The organism is Chryseobacterium pennipullorum (assembly GCF_003384725.1).
Taxonomy (GTDB): domain Bacteria; phylum Bacteroidota; class Bacteroidia; order Flavobacteriales; family Weeksellaceae; genus Chryseobacterium; species Chryseobacterium pennipullorum.
This window is the reverse complement of sequence record NZ_QNVV01000002.1, coordinates 62,269-86,019: the sequence shown is the minus strand read 5'-3', so window position 1 is coordinate 86,019 and position 23,751 is coordinate 62,269. Positions and strand designations below refer to the sequence as shown.

General features: G+C 39.3%; 23 protein-coding genes. 11 read left to right on the top strand and 12 right to left on the bottom strand.

Annotated features, from left to right (window positions below; genetic code table 11):
* Positions 1–9: 9 nt before the first annotated feature.
* The 7 genes from DRF67_RS02840 to DRF67_RS02810 form a co-directional block, all read right to left on the bottom strand.
* Entirely contained in the window at positions 10–1,326 is a 1,317-nt protein-coding gene (locus DRF67_RS02840) for a glycosyltransferase family protein (RefSeq protein ID WP_115926472.1), read from the bottom strand.
* A 49-nt stretch (positions 1,327–1,375) separates the two neighbouring features.
* Positions 1,376–3,916 (bottom strand): YfhO family protein, encoded by a 2,541-nt coding sequence (locus DRF67_RS02835; RefSeq protein WP_115926470.1) that lies wholly within the window; start codon positions 3,914–3,916, stop codon positions 1,376–1,378.
* A gap of 30 nt (positions 3,917–3,946) precedes the next feature.
* Positions 3,947–4,177, bottom strand: coding sequence for a hypothetical protein (locus DRF67_RS02830; RefSeq protein WP_115926468.1), 231 nt, complete (start codon positions 4,175–4,177; stop codon positions 3,947–3,949).
* A 104-nt stretch (positions 4,178–4,281) separates the two neighbouring features.
* Complete coding sequence (locus DRF67_RS02825; protein WP_115926466.1) at positions 4,282–5,331, bottom strand: DUF6263 family protein; 1,050 nt, start codon at positions 5,329–5,331, stop codon at positions 4,282–4,284.
* A gap of 129 nt (positions 5,332–5,460) precedes the next feature.
* On the bottom strand, positions 5,461–6,213 hold the full coding sequence (gene rlmB, locus DRF67_RS02820; protein WP_115926464.1) for a 23S rRNA (guanosine(2251)-2'-O)-methyltransferase RlmB: 753 nt from the start codon (positions 6,211–6,213) through the stop codon (positions 5,461–5,463).
* A gap of 105 nt (positions 6,214–6,318) precedes the next feature.
* Complete coding sequence (locus DRF67_RS02815; RefSeq protein ID WP_115926462.1) at positions 6,319–6,789, bottom strand: DinB family protein; 471 nt, start codon at positions 6,787–6,789, stop codon at positions 6,319–6,321.
* 296 nt (positions 6,790–7,085) lie between these two features.
* Positions 7,086–8,420, bottom strand: coding sequence for a peptide-N-glycosidase F-related protein (locus tag DRF67_RS02810; protein WP_165851730.1), 1,335 nt, complete (start codon positions 8,418–8,420; stop codon positions 7,086–7,088).
* A gap of 137 nt (positions 8,421–8,557) precedes the next feature.
* Here DRF67_RS02810 and DRF67_RS02805 point away from each other — a divergent pair, with 137 nt between their 5' ends.
* The 11 genes from DRF67_RS02805 (at position 8,558) to DRF67_RS02755 (ending at position 18,956) form a co-directional block, all read left to right on the top strand.
* Positions 8,558–9,856, top strand: a complete 1,299-nt coding sequence (locus tag DRF67_RS02805; RefSeq protein ID WP_115926458.1) for a hypothetical protein — start codon at positions 8,558–8,560, stop codon at positions 9,854–9,856.
* Between the two features lie 306 nt (positions 9,857–10,162).
* Positions 10,163–11,167 carry an AAA family ATPase gene (locus DRF67_RS02800; RefSeq protein WP_115926456.1) on the top strand — a complete coding sequence of 335 codons (1,005 nt, stop codon included), beginning with the start codon at positions 10,163–10,165 and terminating at the stop codon, positions 11,165–11,167.
* Positions 11,167–11,625, top strand: coding sequence for a GNAT family N-acetyltransferase (locus DRF67_RS02795; protein ID WP_115926454.1), 459 nt, complete (start codon positions 11,167–11,169; stop codon positions 11,623–11,625). The genes DRF67_RS02800 and DRF67_RS02795 overlap by 1 nt, the downstream gene beginning before the upstream one ends.
* A gap of 97 nt (positions 11,626–11,722) precedes the next feature.
* The gene (locus DRF67_RS02790) at positions 11,723–12,586 is read left to right on the top strand and encodes a DUF58 domain-containing protein (protein ID WP_115926451.1); all 864 of its coding nucleotides are present in this window, start codon (positions 11,723–11,725) and stop codon (positions 12,584–12,586) included.
* A gap of 63 nt (positions 12,587–12,649) precedes the next feature.
* Positions 12,650–13,546 carry a BatD family protein gene (locus tag DRF67_RS02785; protein ID WP_115926448.1) on the top strand — a complete coding sequence of 299 codons (897 nt, stop codon included), beginning with the start codon at positions 12,650–12,652 and terminating at the stop codon, positions 13,544–13,546.
* The gene (locus tag DRF67_RS02780; protein WP_115926444.1) at positions 13,539–14,531 is read left to right on the top strand and encodes a VWA domain-containing protein; all 993 of its coding nucleotides are present in this window, start codon (positions 13,539–13,541) and stop codon (positions 14,529–14,531) included. Before DRF67_RS02785 ends, DRF67_RS02780 begins: the two co-directional genes overlap by 8 nt.
* Entirely contained in the window at positions 14,531–15,538 is a 1,008-nt protein-coding gene (locus DRF67_RS02775) for a vWA domain-containing protein (RefSeq protein WP_115926441.1), read from the top strand. Before DRF67_RS02780 ends, DRF67_RS02775 begins: the two co-directional genes overlap by 1 nt.
* A gap of 85 nt (positions 15,539–15,623) precedes the next feature.
* The gene (locus DRF67_RS02770) at positions 15,624–16,367 is read left to right on the top strand and encodes a tetratricopeptide repeat protein (protein WP_115926439.1); all 744 of its coding nucleotides are present in this window, start codon (positions 15,624–15,626) and stop codon (positions 16,365–16,367) included.
* Complete coding sequence (locus DRF67_RS02765; RefSeq protein WP_115926437.1) at positions 16,367–18,106, top strand: BatD family protein; 1,740 nt, start codon at positions 16,367–16,369, stop codon at positions 18,104–18,106. Before DRF67_RS02770 ends, DRF67_RS02765 begins: the two co-directional genes overlap by 1 nt.
* Positions 18,107–18,150: 44 nt before the next feature.
* On the top strand, positions 18,151–18,753 hold the full coding sequence (locus DRF67_RS02760) for a MarC family protein (RefSeq protein ID WP_115926435.1): 603 nt from the start codon (positions 18,151–18,153) through the stop codon (positions 18,751–18,753).
* A 5-nt stretch (positions 18,754–18,758) separates the two neighbouring features.
* Positions 18,759–18,956, top strand: a complete 198-nt coding sequence (locus tag DRF67_RS02755) for a hypothetical protein (protein WP_115926433.1) — start codon at positions 18,759–18,761, stop codon at positions 18,954–18,956.
* A 138-nt stretch (positions 18,957–19,094) separates the two neighbouring features.
* Here DRF67_RS02755 and DRF67_RS02750 read toward each other — a convergent pair whose 3' ends face one another.
* The 5 genes from DRF67_RS02750 to DRF67_RS02730 form a co-directional block, all read right to left on the bottom strand.
* Entirely contained in the window at positions 19,095–20,063 is a 969-nt protein-coding gene (locus tag DRF67_RS02750) for a chorismate-binding protein (RefSeq protein WP_115927042.1), read from the bottom strand.
* 185 nt (positions 20,064–20,248) lie between these two features.
* Positions 20,249–20,680, bottom strand: a complete 432-nt coding sequence (locus DRF67_RS02745; protein ID WP_115926431.1) for a PaaI family thioesterase — start codon at positions 20,678–20,680, stop codon at positions 20,249–20,251.
* Between the two features lie 56 nt (positions 20,681–20,736).
* Complete coding sequence (locus DRF67_RS02740) at positions 20,737–21,321, bottom strand: 1-acyl-sn-glycerol-3-phosphate acyltransferase (RefSeq protein ID WP_115926429.1); 585 nt, start codon at positions 21,319–21,321, stop codon at positions 20,737–20,739.
* Between the two features lie 314 nt (positions 21,322–21,635).
* Positions 21,636–23,357, bottom strand: a complete 1,722-nt coding sequence (locus tag DRF67_RS02735) for a PspC domain-containing protein (protein WP_115926427.1) — start codon at positions 23,355–23,357, stop codon at positions 21,636–21,638.
* 10 nt (positions 23,358–23,367) lie between these two features.
* Positions 23,368–23,697, bottom strand: coding sequence for a PadR family transcriptional regulator (locus DRF67_RS02730; RefSeq protein ID WP_045499677.1), 330 nt, complete (start codon positions 23,695–23,697; stop codon positions 23,368–23,370).
* Positions 23,698–23,751: the final 54 nt, after the last annotated feature.

Sequence of the window (23,751 nt, the reverse complement as noted above, 5' to 3'; positions counted from 1 at the left end):
CTTCTTCACTTATTTTAAAATCTCTGCGAGCTGTTTCGTCAGGCTTTTTCTTGAAAATTTTTCAATACTATGAGCATTTTCCAGAAGATTTCCCTGTTTCCAGAGTTCGAATTTTTGAAGGATAAATTTCTTTACCGCTTCAGAATCATTATAGCTGAAGTGCTTTCCGGCAGCCGTTTCTTCTAAAATTTTAGCCACATCCGCTTTGTCCGGCCCAAACGAAAGGATCTGCTTTCCTGAGGCCAGGTATTCAAATATTTTGCCCGGAATGATTCCTTTTGATGATTCATTGGGAAAATTGGTAATGAGAAGGACATCCGAGGTCTGCATTTCTTCAACCGCTCTACCATGCGAAAGATAACCGAGATTCTGAATGTGGTTCCTTACACCTGAATTTTCGATGGACTGAAGAATTTTATCATCTATCCTTCCTGCAAATTTCACTTTAAAATGTGCCGCAAATTCAGGATTTTCTTGTACCAGTTCATCGAGAACCTTCCATAGGTTTTCCGGATTTCTAAGCTGCTCCAGAACGCCGATATAACTGAGCACAAAGCTTTCTTCAGAACCGGTGGTCCTGTTGACTTCGTGGTTTTTTTTCTCGGTTTTCCCGCCAGCATCAGTTTCATCAAAACCATTGGTAATGCACACCGCATTCGCTCCTGCTTTTCTGAAATTTTCTGCATCCGTGTAGCTTGTAGCCAGGGTAATGTCTGCATTTTTAAAAACAGCCTGTTCAAGTTGGCGGTGTTTTTTATCGGAACCCTTGGTTAATTTCAAATGCTTGTAATACGAGATTTCCGTCCATGGATCCCGGAAGTCAGCAATCCATCTGAGTCCCGGAAGTTTTTCCTTAAGGCCCAATCCAATCAAATGAAGAGAGTGGGGAGGACCCGAGGTGACAATCGTGTCTATTCCGTTTTCTTTCAGGAATTTTTCGAGAAACCCAATAGAAGGTTTTACCCAGAAAACCCGCGCATCCGGAATAAAGAAATTTCCTCGTACCCATATGGAAAGCCTGGATTTCCAGCTCTGATTTTTACCTACATCAAACTGTCCGGCTTTAAATTTTTTATTGCTTTTGTTCAGTTTTTCAGCCAGTTGATAAGGCTCCCATATTTTCGTTCTGACAATATCGATATCCTCTGGAATCTCCTTCATCAAAGTGTCATCCAGCAAAGGATAGCTTGGATTTTCGGGAGTATAGATCACCGGTTTCCAGCCAAATTCCGGTAGATATTTAGCAAACTTCAGCCATCTTTGAACACCAGGACCTCCCGCAGGAGGCCAGTAATAGGTGATGATAAGTATTTTCTTCTGTTCCATTTTTTAATTGGCTATGCTTCAGAATGACATCATGCAATATGATATAGGATTAAGCATTTTGTTCAGCTAACATTTGTTTTTTCTTATTTTTATTCATCCAGAAAACCCCAAATCCTGCCAGTACAATAAATAATCCAAAGCTTAGAAGAGAGATCCATTTTCCTTTTTCTATCACTTCAGGTTCAAAAACCATTCTGATATGATGGTTTCCTGCCGGAACGTGTACGGCACGAAGCAGATAGTCTGCCTTGATATAAGGAACTTCTTTTTCGTCCACCAGTACTTTCCAGCCATGTGGATAATAGATTTCAGAAAATACAGCCAACTGAGGTGTTTTCGACTGAGATTTAAACTCCAACTCGTTAGGCTGGTATTTTGCCAGGCTAATGAATGCTGTGGAATCTGCCTGAACCGGTTTGTTCTCGAAATAGGATTTGTCTGATGCAGCAATGACTGCTGTTTTCTTATTGTCAATGACTCCGATGGCCTTAATCTCTTCATTAGGTGTATTCACAAATTTAAGGTCACTTACAAACCACGCATTTCCGTTGGCCTTTGGATTGGGAACTACCTGTGGCTGATCCGGACCTCCGAAAACCATATATTTAGCATTCAGTAAATTTAGGATGTTAGGTGTTTTTACACTGTCAATAGAAGAGATATACTCGTTGAGTACATCATCATATCTTCTTAGTTTCACCGCATGATACCCCCCAATAGAGGATTTAAAGTAGGAGGTATTAGTTTCGCTGGTCACACCCAGGGTCTGATTGTAAATCCTGTAGTGTGCTTTGTCTTTTTCAGCAATGGTTTCCAGTGTTTTATTGATGTTTACGTTTTCAAGAATAGAGGAAAGGCTTGGATTAGCCTGAACTTTTTCAGCCAGAAGGTCTGAGCTTTCCGTCTGGAAAGGATTTTCAGCAAAAATCTTGTCTACATAGTTATCATCATTCAGGTAGCGTTTGTTTACGGTCCAGAGATCAAATAAGCTTACGATCCCAATTACTGCCAAAGCAATATTCGTGTTAAGTTTTTTCTTTAAGCTTAAAAATAAGACCGCAGCGGCAATCGCTACATAGATAAATGCCTTTATCGCATCTATTCTGAATAATTTATACCGTTCATCTACCAGAAAGTCCAGTAAGAAGGGTGGGAAATACGTTTTTTCGCTTTCGGTGGAGAAACCTAATAATGATTTTCCGAATACCAAAAGAATTAGCAATAGCCCTAATGTTCCCCCACTTACGTAAAGAAGAATTTTCTGTTTGTATTCCTGGGTAAGTCTTTCATCTGTAAAGAAATTATACAGTCCCAAAATGGCAATTAAAGGGAATAGAAGTTCCACGACCACGAGAATAGAAGAAGGAGCTCTGAATTTATTATAAAACGGAACATAGTCGATAAAGAAGTCTGATAAAGGCATAAAGTTGCTTCCCCATGCCAGTAAAACAGTCAGTATAGAAGCTCCAAGAATCCAGTATCGGTATTTTTTTCCAGCGAAGAAGAATCCTAATACTGCAAGGAAACATACAATCGCTCCCTGGTAGGCAGGTCCTGAAGTTCCTGGCTGATCTCCCCAGTAAGTCATCCCGCTGAAACCTTTTGAAATTCTGTCCATCTCGGCCTGCGAACCTACATTTTCCTGTACCAGCTCCTGAACCCTGTTCATCATTTCCTTTCCTTCAGGTTCCTGGCTTCCACCCCCCATAAGTCTTGGAATAAACAGGTTTAATGTTTCCAGCTGTCCGTAGCTCCACATCAGCATACTTTCCTTATCCATTCCTGATTTTCCGGAAGTATGACTGTCATTGTTTAAAATCTGTTTTCCACGAACTGTTTCTTTTACATATTCCGAATTGGCCATAATTCTCTGCGAATTCATTCCAACACCTATAATACAAGATGCAGCAATGATTCCTGAAGAAATAAGAAAATGCTTCATCGGGGTCTTTTTCGTGATCGCCCTGATGAGCTCAGAGACAAACAGGAATCCCAGCGCTAAAAACAGATAGTAGGTCATCTGTGGGTGATTCGCGGCAATCTGAAGCCCCATAAAAAGGGTGGTGACAATGAATCCCCAGATATATTGCTTTCTGATATATACCAATAAAATACCGGCTAATAGCGGTGCAAAATACTCAATGGTATTTACTTTACCGTTGTGCCCTGCGGCGATAATAATGTAGAAATAGGTTGAAAGCCCAAAAAAAGTAGCGCCCAGTAGGGCATACTTCCAGTTTCTCACGACGACCATTCCCAAAAGGAAAAAACCTGCAAAAAGCAGGAACAGATAATTCACCGGTCTTGGCAGGAAATTCAGATTGCTGTCGATCTTTTTGATGATGTCACCCTTGAACTGGCTTCCCATCTGATAAGTCGGCATTCCCCCAAACATGGAATCGCTCCAGTAGGTTTCGTTTCCGGTATTAGCTCTATAGTCAAGCAACTCTTTGGCGCCCCCTCTGTACTGTACAATGTCATGCTGAAAAAGCTGTTTTCCTGTAAATACAGGAGTGGAATATAAAAATGCTAAAACTATAAATATTACTAATGAAACTGCAATATAAATTAAGTTTTTATTTTTTGCCATGCTGGTTATTATCTTTATTTCTTGGAATTTTTACCTTTTGTCTTTAGTCTCTTTTACCTCTTCATAATCTACGGTTTCCGCATCCCATTTAAGGTTTTGTTTGCTATTCTTGTCGGAGCTGTGCAGGTCCTGCTGCCTGTTATTCTGATTATTATTGTTGAAACGGTACCCGTAAAATGTCTTGAAGAAAATTCTTTTCAGAATATTCCATACGAAGAAAATAATAATGGCAGAAAGTATCAGCTCAAGAATGTACTTCATAATTCTTTATTTTAAAGTTCAGGGTTCAGGATCCGAAGCCTGAGATTTTGGTTTTCTTTCCGTTTTCATATTCCGGATCCTGCTCCTTAAACGATTTACTTCAGTTATTTAGCAGAAGGATTCACCATCACGGAAGAATTGGAAACACTTTTCATAGACTGAGATTGTTTTCCATCTGAAATGGTTTCAATCTGTGTTGTTTTAACTGTGATATTCTGGTTGTTGATCCATCCCGTATTCTCATCAAATTTGATCGCTCCGTTCTGAACGAGTTCACTGCTTAGGCTGTGCGTGATAGGTCCCTGGGATTTCTTTTCGGTTTTCTTCGGAATTCCTCCTGTTACAGCAATTTCGGCAGTTCCGTTTCCTAAGCTTTTTAATACATAGTTGGACGTCACTTTAACCTTTCCGCTTGGGTCCGCACTTTCGGAAGTGCTCCATTTTTCACCTACCTTTACTCCTTTCTTAGGGATAATTGTCAGGTTCTTATTTAACTGGTCTTTTAATACTTTTTCATTGAAAGACTCTTTAAGACTTGCGACCACGCTTGCCTTTTCATTGGCATCCTTAATAAGGGTTCCCACCGCATTGGAAACTTTAGTGTAAACAGCATCAAAACCTTTGATAGAAAGAACGTTTCCTTTCGTATCCATTTGCACATCAAGTTTGTTTCCGGTAAGTGCTTTGTTGATATTCCAGATCATTTTAAGATCATCTTCTTTAGGAAGAGGAAGCTTTGTGTCCACTATTACGGTCTTTCCCTGAGCAGACTGAGAATTTCTTTTGGCAACAAGGTTAAGGGTCATTTCATAGATATTTCCTTTGATCTCGTTTACGGTGAAGTTCATCTCATCGGTAGATTCACTGGTGCCGGTCATAGATTTTCCCTGAGGATCAGTCATGGTCTTTACATCTCTCTGGTAGGTGGTAAGAGGATACGTTTTTCCTTTTTCAAGCTTGAAAGATTGTGTAACGATTCCGGCAGAATCTCTGATGGCAGGATTTTCTGCCACTTTTGCTACAGAATCAGCAGGCACCTCTACAGTAACTGTTTTTCCGGTTTTAGGATCTACTTTCGTTATTTTTGCCGTTTCTTTTTTACAAGAAACAAGAGCTATTGATGATATAAGCGCAAGCGCTGCAATGTTCTTCATTTGATTTTTTTAAATTTTAATTCTTACTACTATTTCTTTCTTTATTTGGTGTGCAATAGTGTATTGCATAGGTCAGAAAATCATTACTGAGGCTTCCACCACTCTGTTGGTTTACCAGATATACAGGTATTAGTTCGTGGTAGGTGTCGCAGACATTTTTTGTCTTACCGCTTCATACAAAATTGCGCCACAGGCTACTGAAACATTCAGAGACTGTGTTTTTCCTTCAATAGGAAGTTTTATTTTTTCGTCCGCATGATGCAGGACTTCTTTAGAAATTCCGGTTTCTTCATTTCCCATGACAATGGCGCATGGCTCTGTAAGGTCTACATCATAAATCAGTTTCTCAGCCTTTTCGCTGGCTGCATATACAGAAATTCCGCTTTGCTGAAGAAAATCTACGGTATGGGCAAGATTATTCTCTTTGCAGATTTTAATATTGTAAATTCCTCCTGCGGAAGTTTTTATGGCGTCAGAATTAATTGGAGCAGCACCTTTTTCAGGGATAATAACAGCATCTACTCCCACACATTCTGCTGTTCTGCAGATGGCACCGAAGTTTCTTACATCAGTAAGCCTGTCCAAAATCAGTAAGAAAGGTATTTTCCCTTCTTCAAATAATTGTGGAACAATATCCTCGACTTTATGAAACGGAACATCTGAAATAAAAGCCACCACTCCCTGGTGGTTTTTTCTCGTAAAACGGTTCAGCTTTTCAATCGGAACATAATTGGGACGGATTTTATTTTTTGCTAAAATTGCTTTTAGCTCAGCATAAATAGGTCCCTGAAGTGCGTTCTGCACAAAGACCTTGTCAATCGTTTTTCCGGCTTCAATTGCTTCAATTACGGGACGCAGCCCGAAAATAAAATCGTCTTTCATTGATTTGTATAAAATTTTATGTTTAAGGTTATTGGGATTCGGGGTTGGTGATCCGTGGAGATTGTCCCACTTCTAAATTCCAGCTCCCCTTCCTCCGGCTTCCTCCTAATATTTTTCCCCTAGAATAGCCCTTTTCTGTGCCATTACATACCCGTAATGCAGGCTTTCATGCATATTGTTGAAGATAATAGCGTCCTGTATACTTTTCAGATCCATTCCGAAACTTGTGGTGTATGGAGTATAATCTGAAAAGAAATCACTGTCATAATCTTTCATGAGAATTTTTGAAGTTTCTGTAAGTAAAAACTCCAGGTCTTCCACTTCAGATTTTTGCACATTCAGGTTAGGTAATGTTCCTTTTTTATAGGTTTCAATCCAGTATTTATCGATACGGAAAGGATTTCCGCTCAGGTAATAATGCAGAAGCTGCTGGGTAGCTACCGTATGGGCAATATTCCAGTAAATATTGTTGTTAAACCCATCAGGAATAAACAGAAGATCTTCATGGGAAGTGTTCTGTAAAATATCCAAAAGGTTCCTTCTTACTTGTCTGTGCGCTTGAAAATGATAATTCATTTTGCAGGATTTTTAATCTCCAAAAATAGTTTAATAAACTGGAAATGACAATTTTTTTGGGTAAAGGATTAAAGTTAAAGTTTTTTAACGCTTTATTAAAAGGCAGGGCTACACCTATCTTTACCTGTGTTTTACACCTCCAATTTTAAAGCCTGATGTTCTGATTTGTTGATCTATATTCTATGCATAATAGGATAGGGTCAGTCATCATCTTAAAAAAAAACCTCCCTGAATTTTTCAGGAAGGCTGTATTGTAGTGCTTAAGAATATATTCGATCTGGTCTTGTTGCCCGTTTTTACTTTCTGATGATTTTATGTTTGAAAGAAGTTCCATCTTTTAATACAATATTCAAAAAGTAGACGCCTGTACTATAAGCTGAGAGGTCAATCTTATTTTCCCGGTATGTTTCAGCCAGTTTTCTACCTTCCGTATTGAAAACACTTATGGAAGCTACCTCTACTTTTGATTGTATGTTGACAAAATCGGCAGTGGGATTAGGATATATATTGACGTCCACAGTTCTTATATCTTTTACGTTCAACGTGACATCACTTTTTCCCTGCATATATACTGAAAGGTATACATTGCCCTGGTTCTGATTAAATACTGCTGTCGGGATCGTATGTTTCAGGGTGTGATTTCCGGCGGTCATGTTGGGGATGGTAAATCCACGGATCGGAACAGAATTACCGGGACACCAGTTATTCCAGGAAGTCCAGTCGGCTTCGGATTTAGGAACCGCCCCATAGATTCCGTTCCCTTGTGTATTGTATACCCGAAACGGCTCACATGAAATACCTCCCGGAGTATAAGTCAGCATCTGTACATCATCAATATAAGTATAGTTTTGTCTTCTCACGTATTCTTCACCACCGGCATTCGCGCCATGTGGAGTAGAGATGACAACAAAGTTGGCATTTGTAACGGCTTTTGGCAAATTGAAACTTACAATTCGTACTGTTTCGCCGGGAACATCCGTGCTGTTGTACTTATTAAGTTCATTGTAGGTAAGTAAAGGAACCAGAGTATTATAATCAGTAGCACTTCCAGAATCGTTTGAAAAAAACGTCAGTGTTCCGGTAAATACATCGTTTCTGCCGGCACATCCTGGAACCTCAGTATTCGCAGCATAGGGAACTCCAAAAACGTCAAGTTCCATATACATATCATAAGTGCTGCGTAATTCCGTGTCATGAAATACGCTGTATAAATTACTCACATTATAAGTATAAGGAACCTCCACAGGTGTTTTATTTTTATTCATAAAGGGAGTAATATACCTGCCTACTTCAATTCTTTTGACATTCGGGTCGGTGAGTGTATATGTGGCTTGGTTTTTAGGTACTAAGGCTAGGAAAACTTCTCCCAGACGGTCATAATTATCACATAAAGCACCTATAGTGACTCTCATCGCAATGGTTGTTTTAAAAGAATTGAGTTCAATATCTGTAAGCTTTCTGGTATATCTTGCATTATTTAACCTGGTCAATCCGGTAGGAACAGGTTGAGATACCGTTGGGGCATACCCATCATAATAAACTGCCTGTGAAATAATATTGGTCATCGTGGTGACCTGTGATTGCATAAGACCTGCAAAGAACAGACTTAAAAAAAATATTTTTTTGTGCATATTACTTGGTATTTGTTGTAAATATATCAAATTATGCATTGATTTTCACTATTTGTTGAATAATTTTATGGTTTTTATATAATTTTTGAATTTTATTGCTATTTTAGCATAAAATCAGATATTAATATTAATCTATTATGAAAAGAATTTTACTGTTGCTTCTCGTACTGATGTCTTGTGCATTTGACGCGCAGATCAATCTCAATATAGGAAGTACAAACGTAGGAAGCGCTCCTGTAAGCAGCTTTTTTTCCTATTCGTATGTTCAGCAGATCTATCTCAAACATGAAATAAATTCAAATGCTGCCGGAAACATTACCGGGCTTACATTTTATGTGGATCCATCGGCAACGATTGCTGATTCCTCTGCCTGGACACTGTATCTGGGGCATACTCCCAAAGCGGCTTTTACTTCAGGTACAGATTGGATCCCTGTTTCACAGCTTACCCAGGTATTTGCAGGAAATGTCACTAAAAGTAATGGTAAAGTTGAAGTTGTTCTTGCCACACCTTTTGCCTATAATAACACGGATAATCTGGTAATCGCAGCAAAGGAAAATGCTCCTAGTATCGATATTAATAACTTTGATGAAGTGTTCCGTGTCTATCCATACATTCCAAATTCAACACTTTACTATAAAGGTGACCGTGAATTGATTGATCCGGCTTCTCCTCCGGGCGGATTAAGGGTTGGCTATAAATCAGCAATCACGATTGCGGGGTTAACAGCTCATGTAACTCCCGGATGCCCTTTCGTACTCTATCCTTCAAATAATGCCCAATATATTCCTTTATCTCCTGCTTTAAGCTGGCAGGCGGTTTTAGGAGCCAGCTCCTACAAGGTTTCTCTGGGGACAAGCGCTGGAGCTACCGATGTTATTAATCAACAGGTGGTAAACGGTACCACTTTTAATCTTTCTCCTTCCGTTATTCTCAACCGTGATACCGTATATCATTTAAAAGTCACTGCGGTTTCGGCCAATGGAGAATCGGCAGGTTGTGCCGAAAATACTTTTAAAACAATTCCTCCTATACCGGCCAATGATACGTGTGCCGGGGCATTATCAGTAAGTATTCCGTATACCTATGTACAGAGTGATGGAATGTCTTCCACCAATAATGGGGGATTCGTTTTGGCGTGTGCCAATGATGGGATGAATGATGGTCTTTGGTTTAAACTGATCGGAGATGGCAGCAAGTATTCCATTAAAGTATCTCCTTCAGCTATTTCCTTTGATCCTAAAATTGGGGTATTCACCGGAACGTGTGGCAGTCTTACCTGCGTAGGTACACGGGATAACGGAGGTGGTGGCTCTTCAGAAACAATGACTCTCACCACTACCGCAGGAACCGAATATTTTATAAATGTAGGCTCGTATGAAGATAATGTGGATATGCCGGAAGATGCATTTACAATAACAATCAACCCGATTTAACCAAGCTGAAATAATACAAAATGCTGTGCTACTTTTTATCACAGCATTTTTTATGGTGATTTATGGGATGTGATAAAGCTTATGGGCGGTCTACTCCAGGGATGATTTCACGCGTCTGAAAAAAATAAAAATAGGTAGCTATAATAGCGGGTGGATCGATTTTATGTATAAGATAATCAGGCTTTTTCCATCGAAATGCTTTATTGATACCAGAATTTTTAACAAACTTTAACTTAAAGATGGCATTGATTGTGTTGATTAATGCAAGTATTTATCAGAAATTTACCACTTATTTTAAATCAAGCTATGTCAGATATATATCAAGCTGAAGATATCCGCCAATTGACGGAAAAAGTAAAAGAAAAAAACTACTTATTTTCTCTTCTGAGACAGGAAATCAATAAAGTTATTATTGGGCAGGAATACATGATAGACCGACTTTTGGTAGGACTTTTAGGAAACGGTCACGTTCTTCTGGAAGGGGTGCCGGGTCTGGCTAAAACCTTAGCGATAAAAACTTTGGCTGATGCTGTTCATGGTGCGTTCTCAAGAATTCAGTTTACACCGGATCTGCTACCTGCAGACGTAGTGGGAACAATGATTTTCAATATCAAGGACAATGATTTTTCTATAAAAAAAGGACCTGTGTTTGCCAATTTTGTGCTCGCAGATGAGATCAACCGTGCTCCTGCAAAAGTACAGTCGGCCCTCCTTGAGGTGATGCAGGAAAAGCAGGTGACGATCGGGGATGAAACCATGAAACTTCCCAAACCGTTTCTGGTGCTGGCTACCCAAAACCCAATTGATCAGGAAGGAACGTATCTGCTTCCGGAAGCACAAAGCGACCGTTTTATGCTGAAGTGCACCATTGATTATCCGGCTTTTGAAGATGAAAGACAGGTGATGAGAATGGTATCCACTTCCCATCAGCCAACGGTAAATCCGGTAATTTCCCTTCAGGATATTGTGGATGCAAAAGAACTGATCAACCAGATTTATCTGGACGAGAAAATTGAAAAATACATTCTGGATATGGTATTCGCTACCCGCTATCCTGAAAATTATGGACTTTCTGAACTGAAAAATTATATAAGCTTCGGTGCTTCTCCAAGGGCATCCATCAATCTTGCTATTGCGTCCAGAGCCTATGCATTTCTGAAAGGAAGGGCATTTGTTATCCCTGAAGATGTGAAAGCACTGGCAAAGGATGTTCTGAGACATAGAATGGGGCTGACTTTTGAAGCAGAGGCAGAAGAGATCTCAACAGAAGAAATTATCAACAGAATTTTAGCAAAAATCCAGGCCCCGTAATGAGTGAAACAATCATCAGAAAAGCTGTTCTTGAAGACTGTGCTCCCATGCTGGAGCTTATCAGAGAGCTTGCTGAGTACGAAAAAGCTTTGCATGAGGTGACCGTTACTCTGGAAGATTTTACCAATGACGGATTTGGTCCGTCACCGGTATGGGGAGCGTTTGTTGCAGAATATAACGGTGAGATTGTAGGGATTTCGCTGTACTATGACCGATATTCTACCTGGAAAGGAAGAAGATTGTATCTTGAAGATCTGGTAGTGACTGAAAGAATGAGAGGAAAGCAGATCGGAAAACAACTTTTTGATGCAACACTGGAATATGGAAAATCAAAAAATTACAGTGGCATGGTCTTCCAGGTATTGCACTGGAATGAGCCGGCTATCAATTTCTACAAAAAATACAGTCCGAAATTTGATAACGAATGGTTGAATGTATCCATAGAATTTAAAGGCTAAAGCTGAATATTGTGACACATAGAAGCTGGAGACAGATTTTTAAATATAGCCACACTCCGGGACTTTAAACATTGAACCTAAAACCTTACAGCAATCGATGGAAATAAAAGATATTGTAAAAAAAGTAAAGCAGATAGAAATCCGTACAAGAAAAAAGACGGAAGCTGCTTTGATGGGGCAATATCACAGCGCCTTTAAAGGGCAGGGGATGACTTTTTCAGAAGTCCGTCCCTACCAGTTCGGGGATGAGATCAGAAGAATCGACTGGAACAAGACCGCCCGTTTCCGGGAGCCGTTTGTGAAAGTGATGGAAGAAGAAAGGGAACTGACGATGATGCTTCTGGTAGACATTTCCGCTTCAATGGATTACGGAACAAAAGTTCAGCTTAAAAGGGAATATGTTGCGGAGATTGCAGCAAGCCTGGGATTTTCAGCCGCAGGAAATAATGATAAAGTCGGACTCATTCTGTTTGCTGATAAAGTCTACAAGGTGATACCGCCTCAGAAGGGGAGAAAGCATATTCTCTCTATTATCAGCACTATCCTTACTGCAGATTATATTCCTGGAGAATCCAGAATAGACAAAGCGATGGAATATATGATGGGCATTTTTAAAAGAAAATCACTCGTATTCCTCTTTTCGGATTTTGAAGATGAGTATGATTCAAAAATGCTGCGGGTAGCTTCCAAAAAGCATCAGCTGCTTGGGATGAGGATTTATGATGAAAAAGATAATGAAATTCCTGATGTAGGCTATGCGCTTCTGCATGACTCAGAAACCGGAAAGCAGATCTGGGCCAACACTTCCAGTGCGAGATGGAGGTATACTTTTGCTGAAGCGCAAAAACAGAAATTAAGAGCATTGGAGGAGGATTTTGCCAGCAGCTCTGCCAGTTTTATGAATATAGGCACCGGTGCAGACTACTCGAAGATGCTGTATAACTATTTTAGCAAGAAATAAATTGGGCTTATGTCCTTACTATAATATAATTAAAATATCAGGCTCAGGCCTTTATTGTTTACATTGAAGAAACTACTATTAATATTATCCTTATCAGTCTGTGTAAATGCTTTTTCACAGATATTGTCCTCCAATGTGGAGAAGAAGACCATTGCCCTTGGTGAGTTGAATCATTTGGTTATAAAAATTGATAACCTCAGTGACCAGCAGGTGATCTCCGCACCAAAAAACGAGCTGCTTCCTTTCCATTTTGAGGAAACAAAAGACAGTATCGGACAGAATGCCGGCTCCTATGAAAGGAAAATAGAATTCGCTGTATTCGAGGAAGGTAAGTTTACCATTCCCGAACTCGAATTTAAAGTGGGAGATAAAGTACTTAAAACAATTCCTTACGAAATAGATGTCATTAATACTGCTCAGAAAGCGGACCAGATTAACGACATTATGAAGAATAAAGAAGTACAACTTGCTGCAAAAGACTACTGGGAGCTTTATAAGTTCTACATTCTGGCAGCGCTGGCAGCGATCGCTTTGATTATAGCCATCATCATGATTGTGAGATGGGGCAGAAAAGCAAAAAACTCCCCAGTGGTAGCTACCAATCAGACTTTAAAGGAATTAGACTCTCTTAAAAAGAAAAAATATATCGAAGGCGGTAATTTCCGTTCTTTCTATGTAGAACTGATTGATATTTCAAGGAAGTTTATTACCAGACAGTATCATCTTCCGGCAGACGTCCTTCTTACTGATGATCTTATTGACACTATGAAAAAGAACAATACGATTTCGCTGGATAACGAAAAAATAATAGAGGACGTTTTTCTGCGCGGAGACCTGGTGAAGTTTGCCAAAACATTTCCTGACGAGAAAACAATGGAGAAAGATTTTGCAGACATCCGGGAATTTGTGAAGAGATCATCCAAAGATTTAGAATTCGAAAACTTAAGAAAGGATGTTTAATTTTGAATTTTACAGCCCGTGGTTCCTATTGCTTTTTCTGCTGTTTATCCCGCTTTTTATAAAAGATGCCGGTAGACAGAAAAAGAAAGGTATAAAAGTGCCTACCGTAAAAAATATGGAAGGAAGCGGTAAAATCCAGGGAGTGCTTTTTATATTGAAAATATCAAAGTACATTATCCTTACCGCACTGATCATTGCAATGGCCAGGCCGAGAACGTTTACAGTGTCACAGGACCGGGACGATACCAAGGGAGTTGATATTATGCTGGCCATTGACGTTTCTCTCAGTATGCTGGCAAAGGACCTGAATCCGGACCGTATTACCGCATTGAAAGATATTGCCGTAAAGTTTGTCCAGAAACGTCCGAATGACAGGATAGGGGTGGTGGCCTATGCTGCAGAAGCTTTTACAAAAGTTCCTGTGACTTCCGATCATCAGGTAGTGGTGGACGAGATCAAAAATCTTAATTCTGCAGGTCTTGAACCGGGAACAGCTATTGGAGAAGGGCTCTCTGTAGCCGTTAATCATTTAATTAAAAGTAAAGCCAAAAGTAAAGTGGTCATCCTGATGACTGATGGGGTGAGTAATATCCAGAATGCCATCCCCCCTCAGGTTGCTGCTGAACTGGCGCAGAACAATAAAATCAAAGTGTATGCAATCGGAATCGGGACCAATGGATATGCATTAATGCCCACTTCCCAGGACATCTTTGGAGATCTTATCTTTACAGAAACGGAGGTTACGATTGATGAAAATACATTGAGAAAAGTAGCACAGACTACAGGCGGAAAGTATTTCAGGGCAACATCCAATAGCAGTCTTGAGGAAGTGTATGATGAAATCAATCAGCTGGAGAAATCAGATGTAAAAGTTTCCAAGCTGTACAATTATGAAGAGTATTTTAAGATCTTCCTGTGGATCGCTTTAGGAATGCTGGTTCTGGATGGACTTTTGAGATGGGTGTTTTATAAAATTTTAAGCTGATGAGTTGGTCTTTAGGAAATTATTGGTATTTACTCTTACTGTTGCTTCTGCCCCTGTTGGCTTCTTTCCTGGTCCGTTTTTTACGATGGAGGAATACAAAAAGGGAAATTTTTGCTGCGGGTCAGTTTCACGAAGATTTATTTGAAAAGAGATCGGGATTTACAAAGTTTTTCCCTGCACTATATCTGTTGGGAACGCTGTTTCTGATATTCTCTATCATAGACCTTCTGAATGGCTCTGAAGAGGTGAAAAGCAATCAGAAACTGAATAATGTTGTCTTTATGCTGGATGTTTCGAATTCTATGAATGCTGAAGATATTGACCCGAGCCGTTTGACAGAAGCAAAAAATCTGATGATCGGCACCATGCAGAAGATGAAAAATGACAAAGTAGGAATTGTGATTTTTGCGGGTCAGGCAATGTCTATCATGCCTTTGACAACAGACTACAACTCTGCAGAAACGTATATCAGCGGTATTGAAACAAACTCTATGCAGGTTCAGGGAACTGATTTTTTAAAAGGAATGCAGGCCGCTGCGGAAAAATTTAAAAATGTAAGCAAAGGCTCCAGAAAAATAATATTACTAAGTGATGGTGAGGATAATGAAGGAAATGATAATGCCGCAATAAGACTAGCCAATAAAGAGGGGATCAGCGTCACCTCAGTAGGCATCGGTTCTGATGAAGGTGCACCGGTTCCGGAATATGTTTTTGGCCAGCTGATGGGATACAAAACAGATGTAAACGGGGGAACCGTCATTTCGAAAAGGCAAACCGAAGCATTGAAGAAGATCGCTGAATCAACGGGTGGAGCTTATATCGACGGAAATAATATCAATGAAGCTCCGGACAGAATCATAGATGCAGTCAACAAAAAATCTTCGGGTGCTGCAACAATGGTGAAGTCACAGAATGCCAATCACTATTATCAGTATTTTCTGGGGGTGTCCTTATTGTTTTTCGCCTTAATTTATATTTTTAATCCTAAAAATGATTTTAATCTATAAGTTTCTTGCTGGCAGCGCTACTTTAACCCAATTTTAACAAATAAACCCCTGTTTCTTAACATATAAAGGAATAATTTTGCAGGTAATGAATACTAAAATCATATTTTTATCGTTAATAGTTGCTTTCTCGTTCTCAGGCATTATGTTTGGGCAGGAAAACTACAGAACTTTAGTTCATGAAGGCAACCAGAAATTTGATGGTAAAGACTATGACGGAGCGTCTTCAAAATATATGGAAGCGGTGAAATCAAATGATAAAGATTTTATGGCCCATTACAATATGGGGAATGCTTTGTACAAAAGTAAAAAGTATGAAGAGGCAAAGGCGGAGTTTGAAAAAGCACAGCAGCTTTCCCAGACTCTTCCGGATAAGGCGGCAGCCCTTCATAATTTAGGGAATACCTATATGCAGATGAACCAGCCGGAAAAAGCTGCAGATTATTATAAAAAATCGCTGAAGCAGGATCCCTACAGTGAAGCAACCAGAAAGAACTATGAAATTGCCAAGCTGAAAGAAAAAGAAAAAGAACAACAGAAAAACGAGAAGAATAACTCCGGAAAAGGCGGCGGCGGTAATGATCAGAACAAAGGAGAAGATCAGAAAGGCGACAAAGACCAAAAACAGGATCAGGGAAATGGCCAGCAAAATGAAGGTAAAAGTGATCAGGGGAACAATCCTCAGCAGGATCAGAATAATGAAGGCAGAATGCCTAAGAACCTCGAAAATGCGATCTTAGATAAAATAAACGAAAAAGAAAAAGAAACCGCCAGAAGAATTTTAAACAAAAATTCTTATTCGATGCCTCAAAGCAACGAGAAAGATTGGTGATGAAAGATAGACTGATTTACATATTGCTTACATTCGCATCCGTAATTGCTTACGGACAGGTAAATCTTTCTCTGGATGCCGATAAAACAGAATACGCAGGAAAAGATATTGTCAATCTTACCATTGTTCTCGAACTTAACGGTAGTGATCTTGTTCAACAGACAGGCTTTCAGCTTCCTGACCTTTCAAAATTCAACATCATTGGCAGCGGATCTGTGACCAATACTGTCATTGACCCGGCTACCAATACTCTGATTACGCAGAAAGTATCCAGAATAGCCCTGGAACCGAAGAAAAAAGGTAAAATAAAAATTGGTTCCGTACTGGTTACGGTCAACAACAAAATTTACAAAACAGAACCTTTTGATGTCAACATCAGGGAGATTATCGAAAAAAGATCATTGGCAGCTAATAATTCCAATGAGGTCTATCTGAATATGGAGATTGAAGACCGGGAGATCTATCAGGACCAGCCTACAATCGCTATCCTGAAAGTCTATTCCAGAAATATGGATAATCTTCGGAAAGTAAAGAATATCCGTCTTCCCCAGCAGAATAATATCAATGTTCACCCTATCAATTTCAACAAATCAGAGATTGATCCTTCAGGGTATGGCAATATGCCGTCACAAATATTGGCGATGTTTATGATATTTCCGAATGAGGCAGGCTATGTAGAAGTTCCGGCAGTTTCGGCGTCTGTCAACTCGTACTCGAATAAAAATAAGATCAGTTCCAATAAAATAAAACTCAACGTTAAAAGACTTCCGGAAGGAGCTCCCGACTGTTTTAAAAATGCAGTTGGAAATTTTACCGTAAGTGTTTATCATGCAGCCAAGGAAAAAGCTGAAGCCAAAAAGCCGCTGAATGTAGTGGTAAAAGTTTCCGGAGAAGGGAACCTGCCGGATATGGAGCTCCCAAAAATTGCGGCCTCCCCGGATTATGAGGTTTTTGCTCCAAAGATTACTACTAAAGTTTCTCCCGGAACTTCAGGAATGAAGGGTGAAATTCTGGCCAACTATGTGGTGATCCCTAAAAAATCAGGGACCATCTCCATCAAAACAGAACAGTTTGCTTTCTTTGATCCCGAAAGCAGGGAGTATGTAGACCTTGGGCAGAAAGTTCTGGCCCTGGATGCTCTTTCTCATGATCAGGTGCTGGAAGCGCGCACTACGGTTGAAAAAGTAAATGAATACACCAATAATCTTCTTGAAACCGTAAATACACCGGTTTTAAAAACGACGTCGTTAAAAGTAAAGGAGAAAAGCAAATTTCACTGGAACATCCTATTGGTGAATATTGCTATTCTTTTAGGGTTATTCGTTGTTTATCTGTTATTTAGGACTTGGCAAAAAAAACGTGCATTAGTTAGGGAAACCGTACCGTCAAAACCTTTAGGTTCAGTGGCAGAAACGGAAAAAGAGATTCGTGAGCTGATGAAGACGGATATCAATGATTATTTCGGTTATCTTGAGAATCTCAAAGATCACAGCGAATATGAAAAGTTCTTTGCCACATTGGAAGACTTGGATCAGGAAGTGAGAAATCAGTATTTCAAAGGCTCTGTTGCAGAGTTTAAGACTTTTCTTGAAAAACACAAAGGTTCAGCACTTGCTGAAGAGTATGGTATGTTGCAGCAGAAAGTTCAGATAGAGAAATATTCTCCTGTGAAATCACAGGAAGGTCTTGAAGAACTTTTGAAAACAATTGTTAATTTATATTCACAAATTAGCAAATAGTCAGTTTATTTTCATATTTTTGCGAAATTTTTAATTACAAAGAGATGGAAATTTTTGATGGTTTCTCTATTAAAGAGATTGTGACCAGCTTTATGGTTCTTTTCGCCGTTATCGATATCATTGGCTCAGTTCCCGTGATCGTAAGCCTTCAGCAGAAGTTCGGACAGATTGAAGCCGGAAAAGCGGCAGTAACTGCCGGGGCAATTATGATTGTTTTCCTTTTTGTAGGAAATAAGATTCTTAAACTGATCGGAGTAGATGTCAACTCCTTCGCCATTGCCGGGGCTTTTGTGATTTTTGTCATAGCGCTGGAAATGATATTAGGAATTGAGATCAATAAAACCACCGAAGCAAAAGCTGCATCCATCGTACCCATCGCATTTCCATTGGTTGCCGGGGCGGGAACCCTGACTACCGCACTATCTCTGCGTGCTGAATTTCACGATATTAATATCATTTGCGGAATCATCTTAAATACAATTTTCGTATATTTGGTGCTGAAATCAGCGAAATGGCTGGAAAGAAAAATAGGGGATGCTACTTTGATGATCCTTCAGAAAGTTTTCGGAATTATCCTTTTAGCGATTTCAATTAAATTATTCACCGCAAATTTTGCTCAATTGGTGCAGAATTATATTAATTTTTAAATATCATGCAGAAGTTTTATAAAGTATTTCTAGTCGTATTTATTGTTTTTATTGCCATCAACCTTTATGCTATCAACTGGCAGACGGATATCCTGGGTGATGAAGACAACCTTAAGTTTGTATTCTCAGCAGCAGCAGCTGCAATCGGTCTTCTTTTGCTTTTTGTAATGGATACCTGGAGCAGGATCGGAGCAAAGAAATAATTAAATATTTTAGTATATAAATATCAAACCTCTTTTGTATGAAAGAGGTTTTTTTTCTGCACAATCAGCAGGTTATTTTTATAGTATTGGCGTGATCTGGAAATAGGCGTTGTGGGCTATGCGGAAGGTTTCCCAATCTTAGGAAATGACCAGGTTTTTCAGAATAGCCTCAGACTTTAGTTCCGTTTCAATCCATTCTTTGCTAGGATTGCTTTGGGCAGTGATCCCTCCTCCGGCAAAAATATGTACAGAATCTTTATAAAGCCTTGCACATCTAAGATTTACAAAGTACTGAACAGAGTCTTCCGTTTCTATCTTACTGTAGCCGGCGTAGAATTCACGGGGATACTTTTCAAATTTCCTGATATTCTCATTACAGAAATCTTTTGGAATTCCGCATACCGCCGGCGTAGGGTGCAGATCCTGGATCAGTTTGTCCAGGTCATCCGGCTGGATGATGGTTTTAAAATCAGTGCGGAGATGCTTTATATTTCCTGAAATATGATCATAGGTTGCGGATTTCTGAACCTGATCCGAATAGTTTTCAAGAATATGCTCAATATAAGACGTTACAGGTTTCTGTTCCTCAATTTCTTTTTCCGACCAGCCTTCAGAGACAGGTAGCGTCCCTGCCAGGGCCATGGTTTCGAACTCATGGGTATTTTTATTGTATTTGCCAAGAACTTCAGAAAAAGCCCCCATCCAGGCATTTTGCCCGTCATTAAAGAGATATCTGAATGCATTGGGATAAGAACTGCACAGATTTTTGAAACTTTCCCTGTAATCTATTGCTGTAAAGTCTGTGAAAATTTTTCTTCTTGAATAGACAAGCTTAGGAAGCTTATGCGTTCTGATGACTTCGATAACCTGCTCCAGAGTATCACAATATTCTTCCTGGCCCTCTACTGTAAAGCCTGTTGTATCATTCAGTAATGATGTGCTGATGATCGGGGTATTGTCAAATTCATCAGGATCCACTTCAGCAATATTGCCTGCAAAATTGATCACATCAAGCCCGTCATAGGAATAAAAGCGTACAGCATTCTTATTGCTGTTTTGATCTGTGGAATAGAGTTTTTCGTCGAAAGGAAGTTTGAAATAGATCATGAGCGATGAATAGGTTTTGGAAAAAATGACCGGCACGAAACCCAAAGAATATTTCCCGGTTGGTTTCTTTCTGCAAAGGTATTATTAGTCTGAAAAATGTCAAAATTAAATGCTACTTTTTTAAGAACAGCCCATAAAAAAAGCTCAAAAAATTTGAGCTTATAATTGATAGAAAAGCGTAAGGGTTATTTACGGATAATTGTATTGGTCATCGTCGTATGATTAATGAGAACTCCTTTCTCATCACGGATTTCCATTTCGGATACGTGCATGCTTTTTCCTTTTCTGATAAAACGGGCGGTAGCCGTTACGATTCCGTCTTTTTTACTTCTCAGGTGATTGGAGTTGATGTTTGTTCCTACACCATAATATTTCTCACCGTCGATAAAGAAATTAGACAGGCTTGATCCCAGGGTTTCTGCGAGTACGCAGCTGGCACCTCCGTGCAGAATTCCGAATGGCTGGTGAACTTTTGGCTGTACCGGCATGGTGGCAGTCAGCGTCTCGTTTTCCAGGTCTATATCGGTGAATTGTATTTCAAGTGTTTTGGCTAATGTTACTCCTTCTCCCCAGTTGTTTAAAAACATAAGGATTTCTTCTTTGGTCTGATCTTTCATTTGTATAATGGATAAATGATGATTACTAATAGATATTGCTGCCGGCTGATATAAGATTATTCTCCTGCTCCCATAATATCGGGATTCCAGTTGGTAGGGACTTTAGGCACGATGTCATTTTTTACGTAATAGTCCTGAATCTCCTGCATGATCTCTGCAAAAGGTACCGAAGCGATTCTTTCGTAGGGAATCGTATACCCCAGATACACAATATTCCGTTTAAAATCACCTGCAGCAAGTACGATAGGAACTTTTGCAGCCAAAGCCATATGGTAGAATCCTTTTCTCCATTTAGGAACCCAGCTTCTGGTTCCTTCCGGGGTGATGACAAGGCTGAAGTCTTCTTTGGAAAACTGTTGGGCTACAAAATTCACCAGGTCATTTTTCTGGCTTCTGTCGATACCGATGCCTCCCAGTCCTTTTACAATACCTCCGTACCAGGCTTTGGTATGCGCATCTTTAATAATTATTTTTAAAGGTTTTCCAAGAGACCAATAGGAGAAATTTCCCAAAATGTATTCCATATTATGGGTATGTGGCGCCACCACGAGGATGCACCTGTTCAGGTTGTTGACATCGCCCTGCAGAACAACTTTCCACCCTAATAATTTTAACATCAGTTTGCCTATCAGCTTTTTCATAAATTTTGAATTAAAAACAAAAAAGTATAACCAAATGTTGGTTATACTTTACAAATATATTGAAATATTATCGCTCTTAAAATAAACCGTTAATTAAATCTACGATTTTCATTACGAATTCTAGTGCAAATTGGATCATAACAATAATGTGTTTGTGTTAAGTTGGTTATTAAATTTTTAACAGTACGAAATTAAAACATTTTTTTTACATAGCGAACTAAATACTGTCTTTTTTTCTCTTTTATGAGATAAGAAGGATGTGAATTTCAAACGGTTGCTATCCATTCACACCTTCTACCACTCTCTGAAGTTAATTATTTAGTTTGTATGGAAATTTCGTTTTTTCCGTCTTTGATTTTGATGTCCACATCTTTGTTTATTTTTTTGATATCGGACGCTACAGAATCAATTACTTTCTTAGCCTGGTTGTTGGGTACTTTTTTACCATTGATGATGATGCTGTCTTTGTCATCAGAGTTGTATTCAATGCTCGAACCGTTTACCGTGATCTTATTTTTTTCTATTCTGATCCCGTTGTGATTCTCATCTTTATACTGATCATCATCATTCATTCCGTCTCCGTCCAGATCTCCATCAAAATGGATACGGTCTTTTTTCAATGGAATAACGACTGCTTTTTGAGGAACAACAAGTTCATATTCTACTCTGTAATCTCTGAACCTTTGATCGTACGGATATTTAACGTAATTAGGAAGCATTACCTTGTTATCCACTACCTCTACTGGTACGTTCAGCTGAATCGGATAGTTGTATCCGTTTCCTTCTTTTTTGATCACCAGATAAGGAGTCTTGATGTCAGATTTTCTGGTTACTTCCACAGAAATATAATCCTCTTCGTAAACTGATCTCTTATCGGAATAGATATCATCATCATAGGCGATAAAGTTTTGCGGGATGCTTATCTGCTTTATATCCACATACACAGTATCTGAAGTAGTATTGATCGCTACATTTTCAGTATCTTCCTTACTTCCTCTGTAAATCAGGTTTTTCTTAGCCATACTGATTCCAAAGTAGGTTCCGAGGCCGATCAGAAGAAGGAACAGTCCTCCTATTACCCATCCGATATTTCTAAGTTTTGTTTTCGGAGAGAATATTTTGATACTTAGTAAACTGAAGACAATGGCAGGAATTAAACTTCCGATTATCATGATAGCTGCAAGTACTTTGTCTAGGCCATTGTCATCCATGTAAAATCTGATCTGGTTGGCTCCTGGAAAATCCGTATCCATTCCGAATAGTCCGAATAGTACAAATACTCCCACGATGCTTCCTACTGCCATCAGTACAAAAATTCCGCCTATAATATACTTGAACACATTCCATACCCCGCTTCCGGCATTGTTGATGTAAGGCTTGTTTTCGGTGTAGATTTCTCCGACCCTCTGAGTAGATTCATTGGCAAACTGTACCAATTTGTTAGACTCATTCTTAAGATTGTCGAAGTTCATAGGCTTTCCCTGCATTTTCAGGAAATCTGCCGCTGTTTCGGCTTTTGGAAGTACGATCCAAAGGATTACATATAATAGACCAATCAATGAAGAGGAGATAGCAGCGGTGAAAATTCCTAAGACAAAAATTCCCAGCCAGATCGCTCTCATGGTCGTGATGTCCATCCCAACATATTGGGCTAAACCAGCACATACCCCGGCCACTTTTTGTTTTTCCGGATCACGGAACAGTTGTTTTTTGTCCGTGAAGTTCGTCCCTGTATTTGTATTTTTAGTTGTATTTTTTTCAGAAAAATAAGCCTCTTCCTGTTCTTCAATTTTTTCCGGAGTTCCGATCTGTGCGATTACTTTTTCTACATCCGTATCGTTGATCACTTCACGTTTTCCCAGAGAATCTCTGAAGATCTCTACCATTCTTATTTCTATGTCATGCATTACCTCATCCGCTTCAGAAGCATCCAGTGAGCTTCTCAGTGCGTTCAGGTAGTCGCTGAGCTTTATATATGCGTGTTCTTCTATGGTAAAAGAAAAACCTGCGAGTCCTATTGAGAGTGTCTTGTTCATAGCTTTGTTTTTAATGTTGTTGGGTGATTTGATTGACTGAGGCTGTCAGCTCATTCCATGTATTTTGAAGTTCATCCAGGAAAAGTTTTCCTTTTTCTGTGATCTGATAATATTTTCTGGGCGGCCCTCCGGTAGATTCTTCCCATCTGTAAGAGAGAAACTCTCCGTTTTTAAGTCTTGTAAGAAGAGGGTAGAGGGTCCCTTCCACTACATCCAGTTTTCCTTTTTTCAGTTCGTCAATAAGATCAGAAACATACATTTCGCGATTATTGATGAGACTTAGAATACAGAATTCCAGAATTCCTTTTCGCATTTGCGCTTTGGTATTTTCGGTATTCATCTTTGATAAGTTTTGTTAATTAGTTATATTCTTAGAAAAATGCTCCTAGCTAGC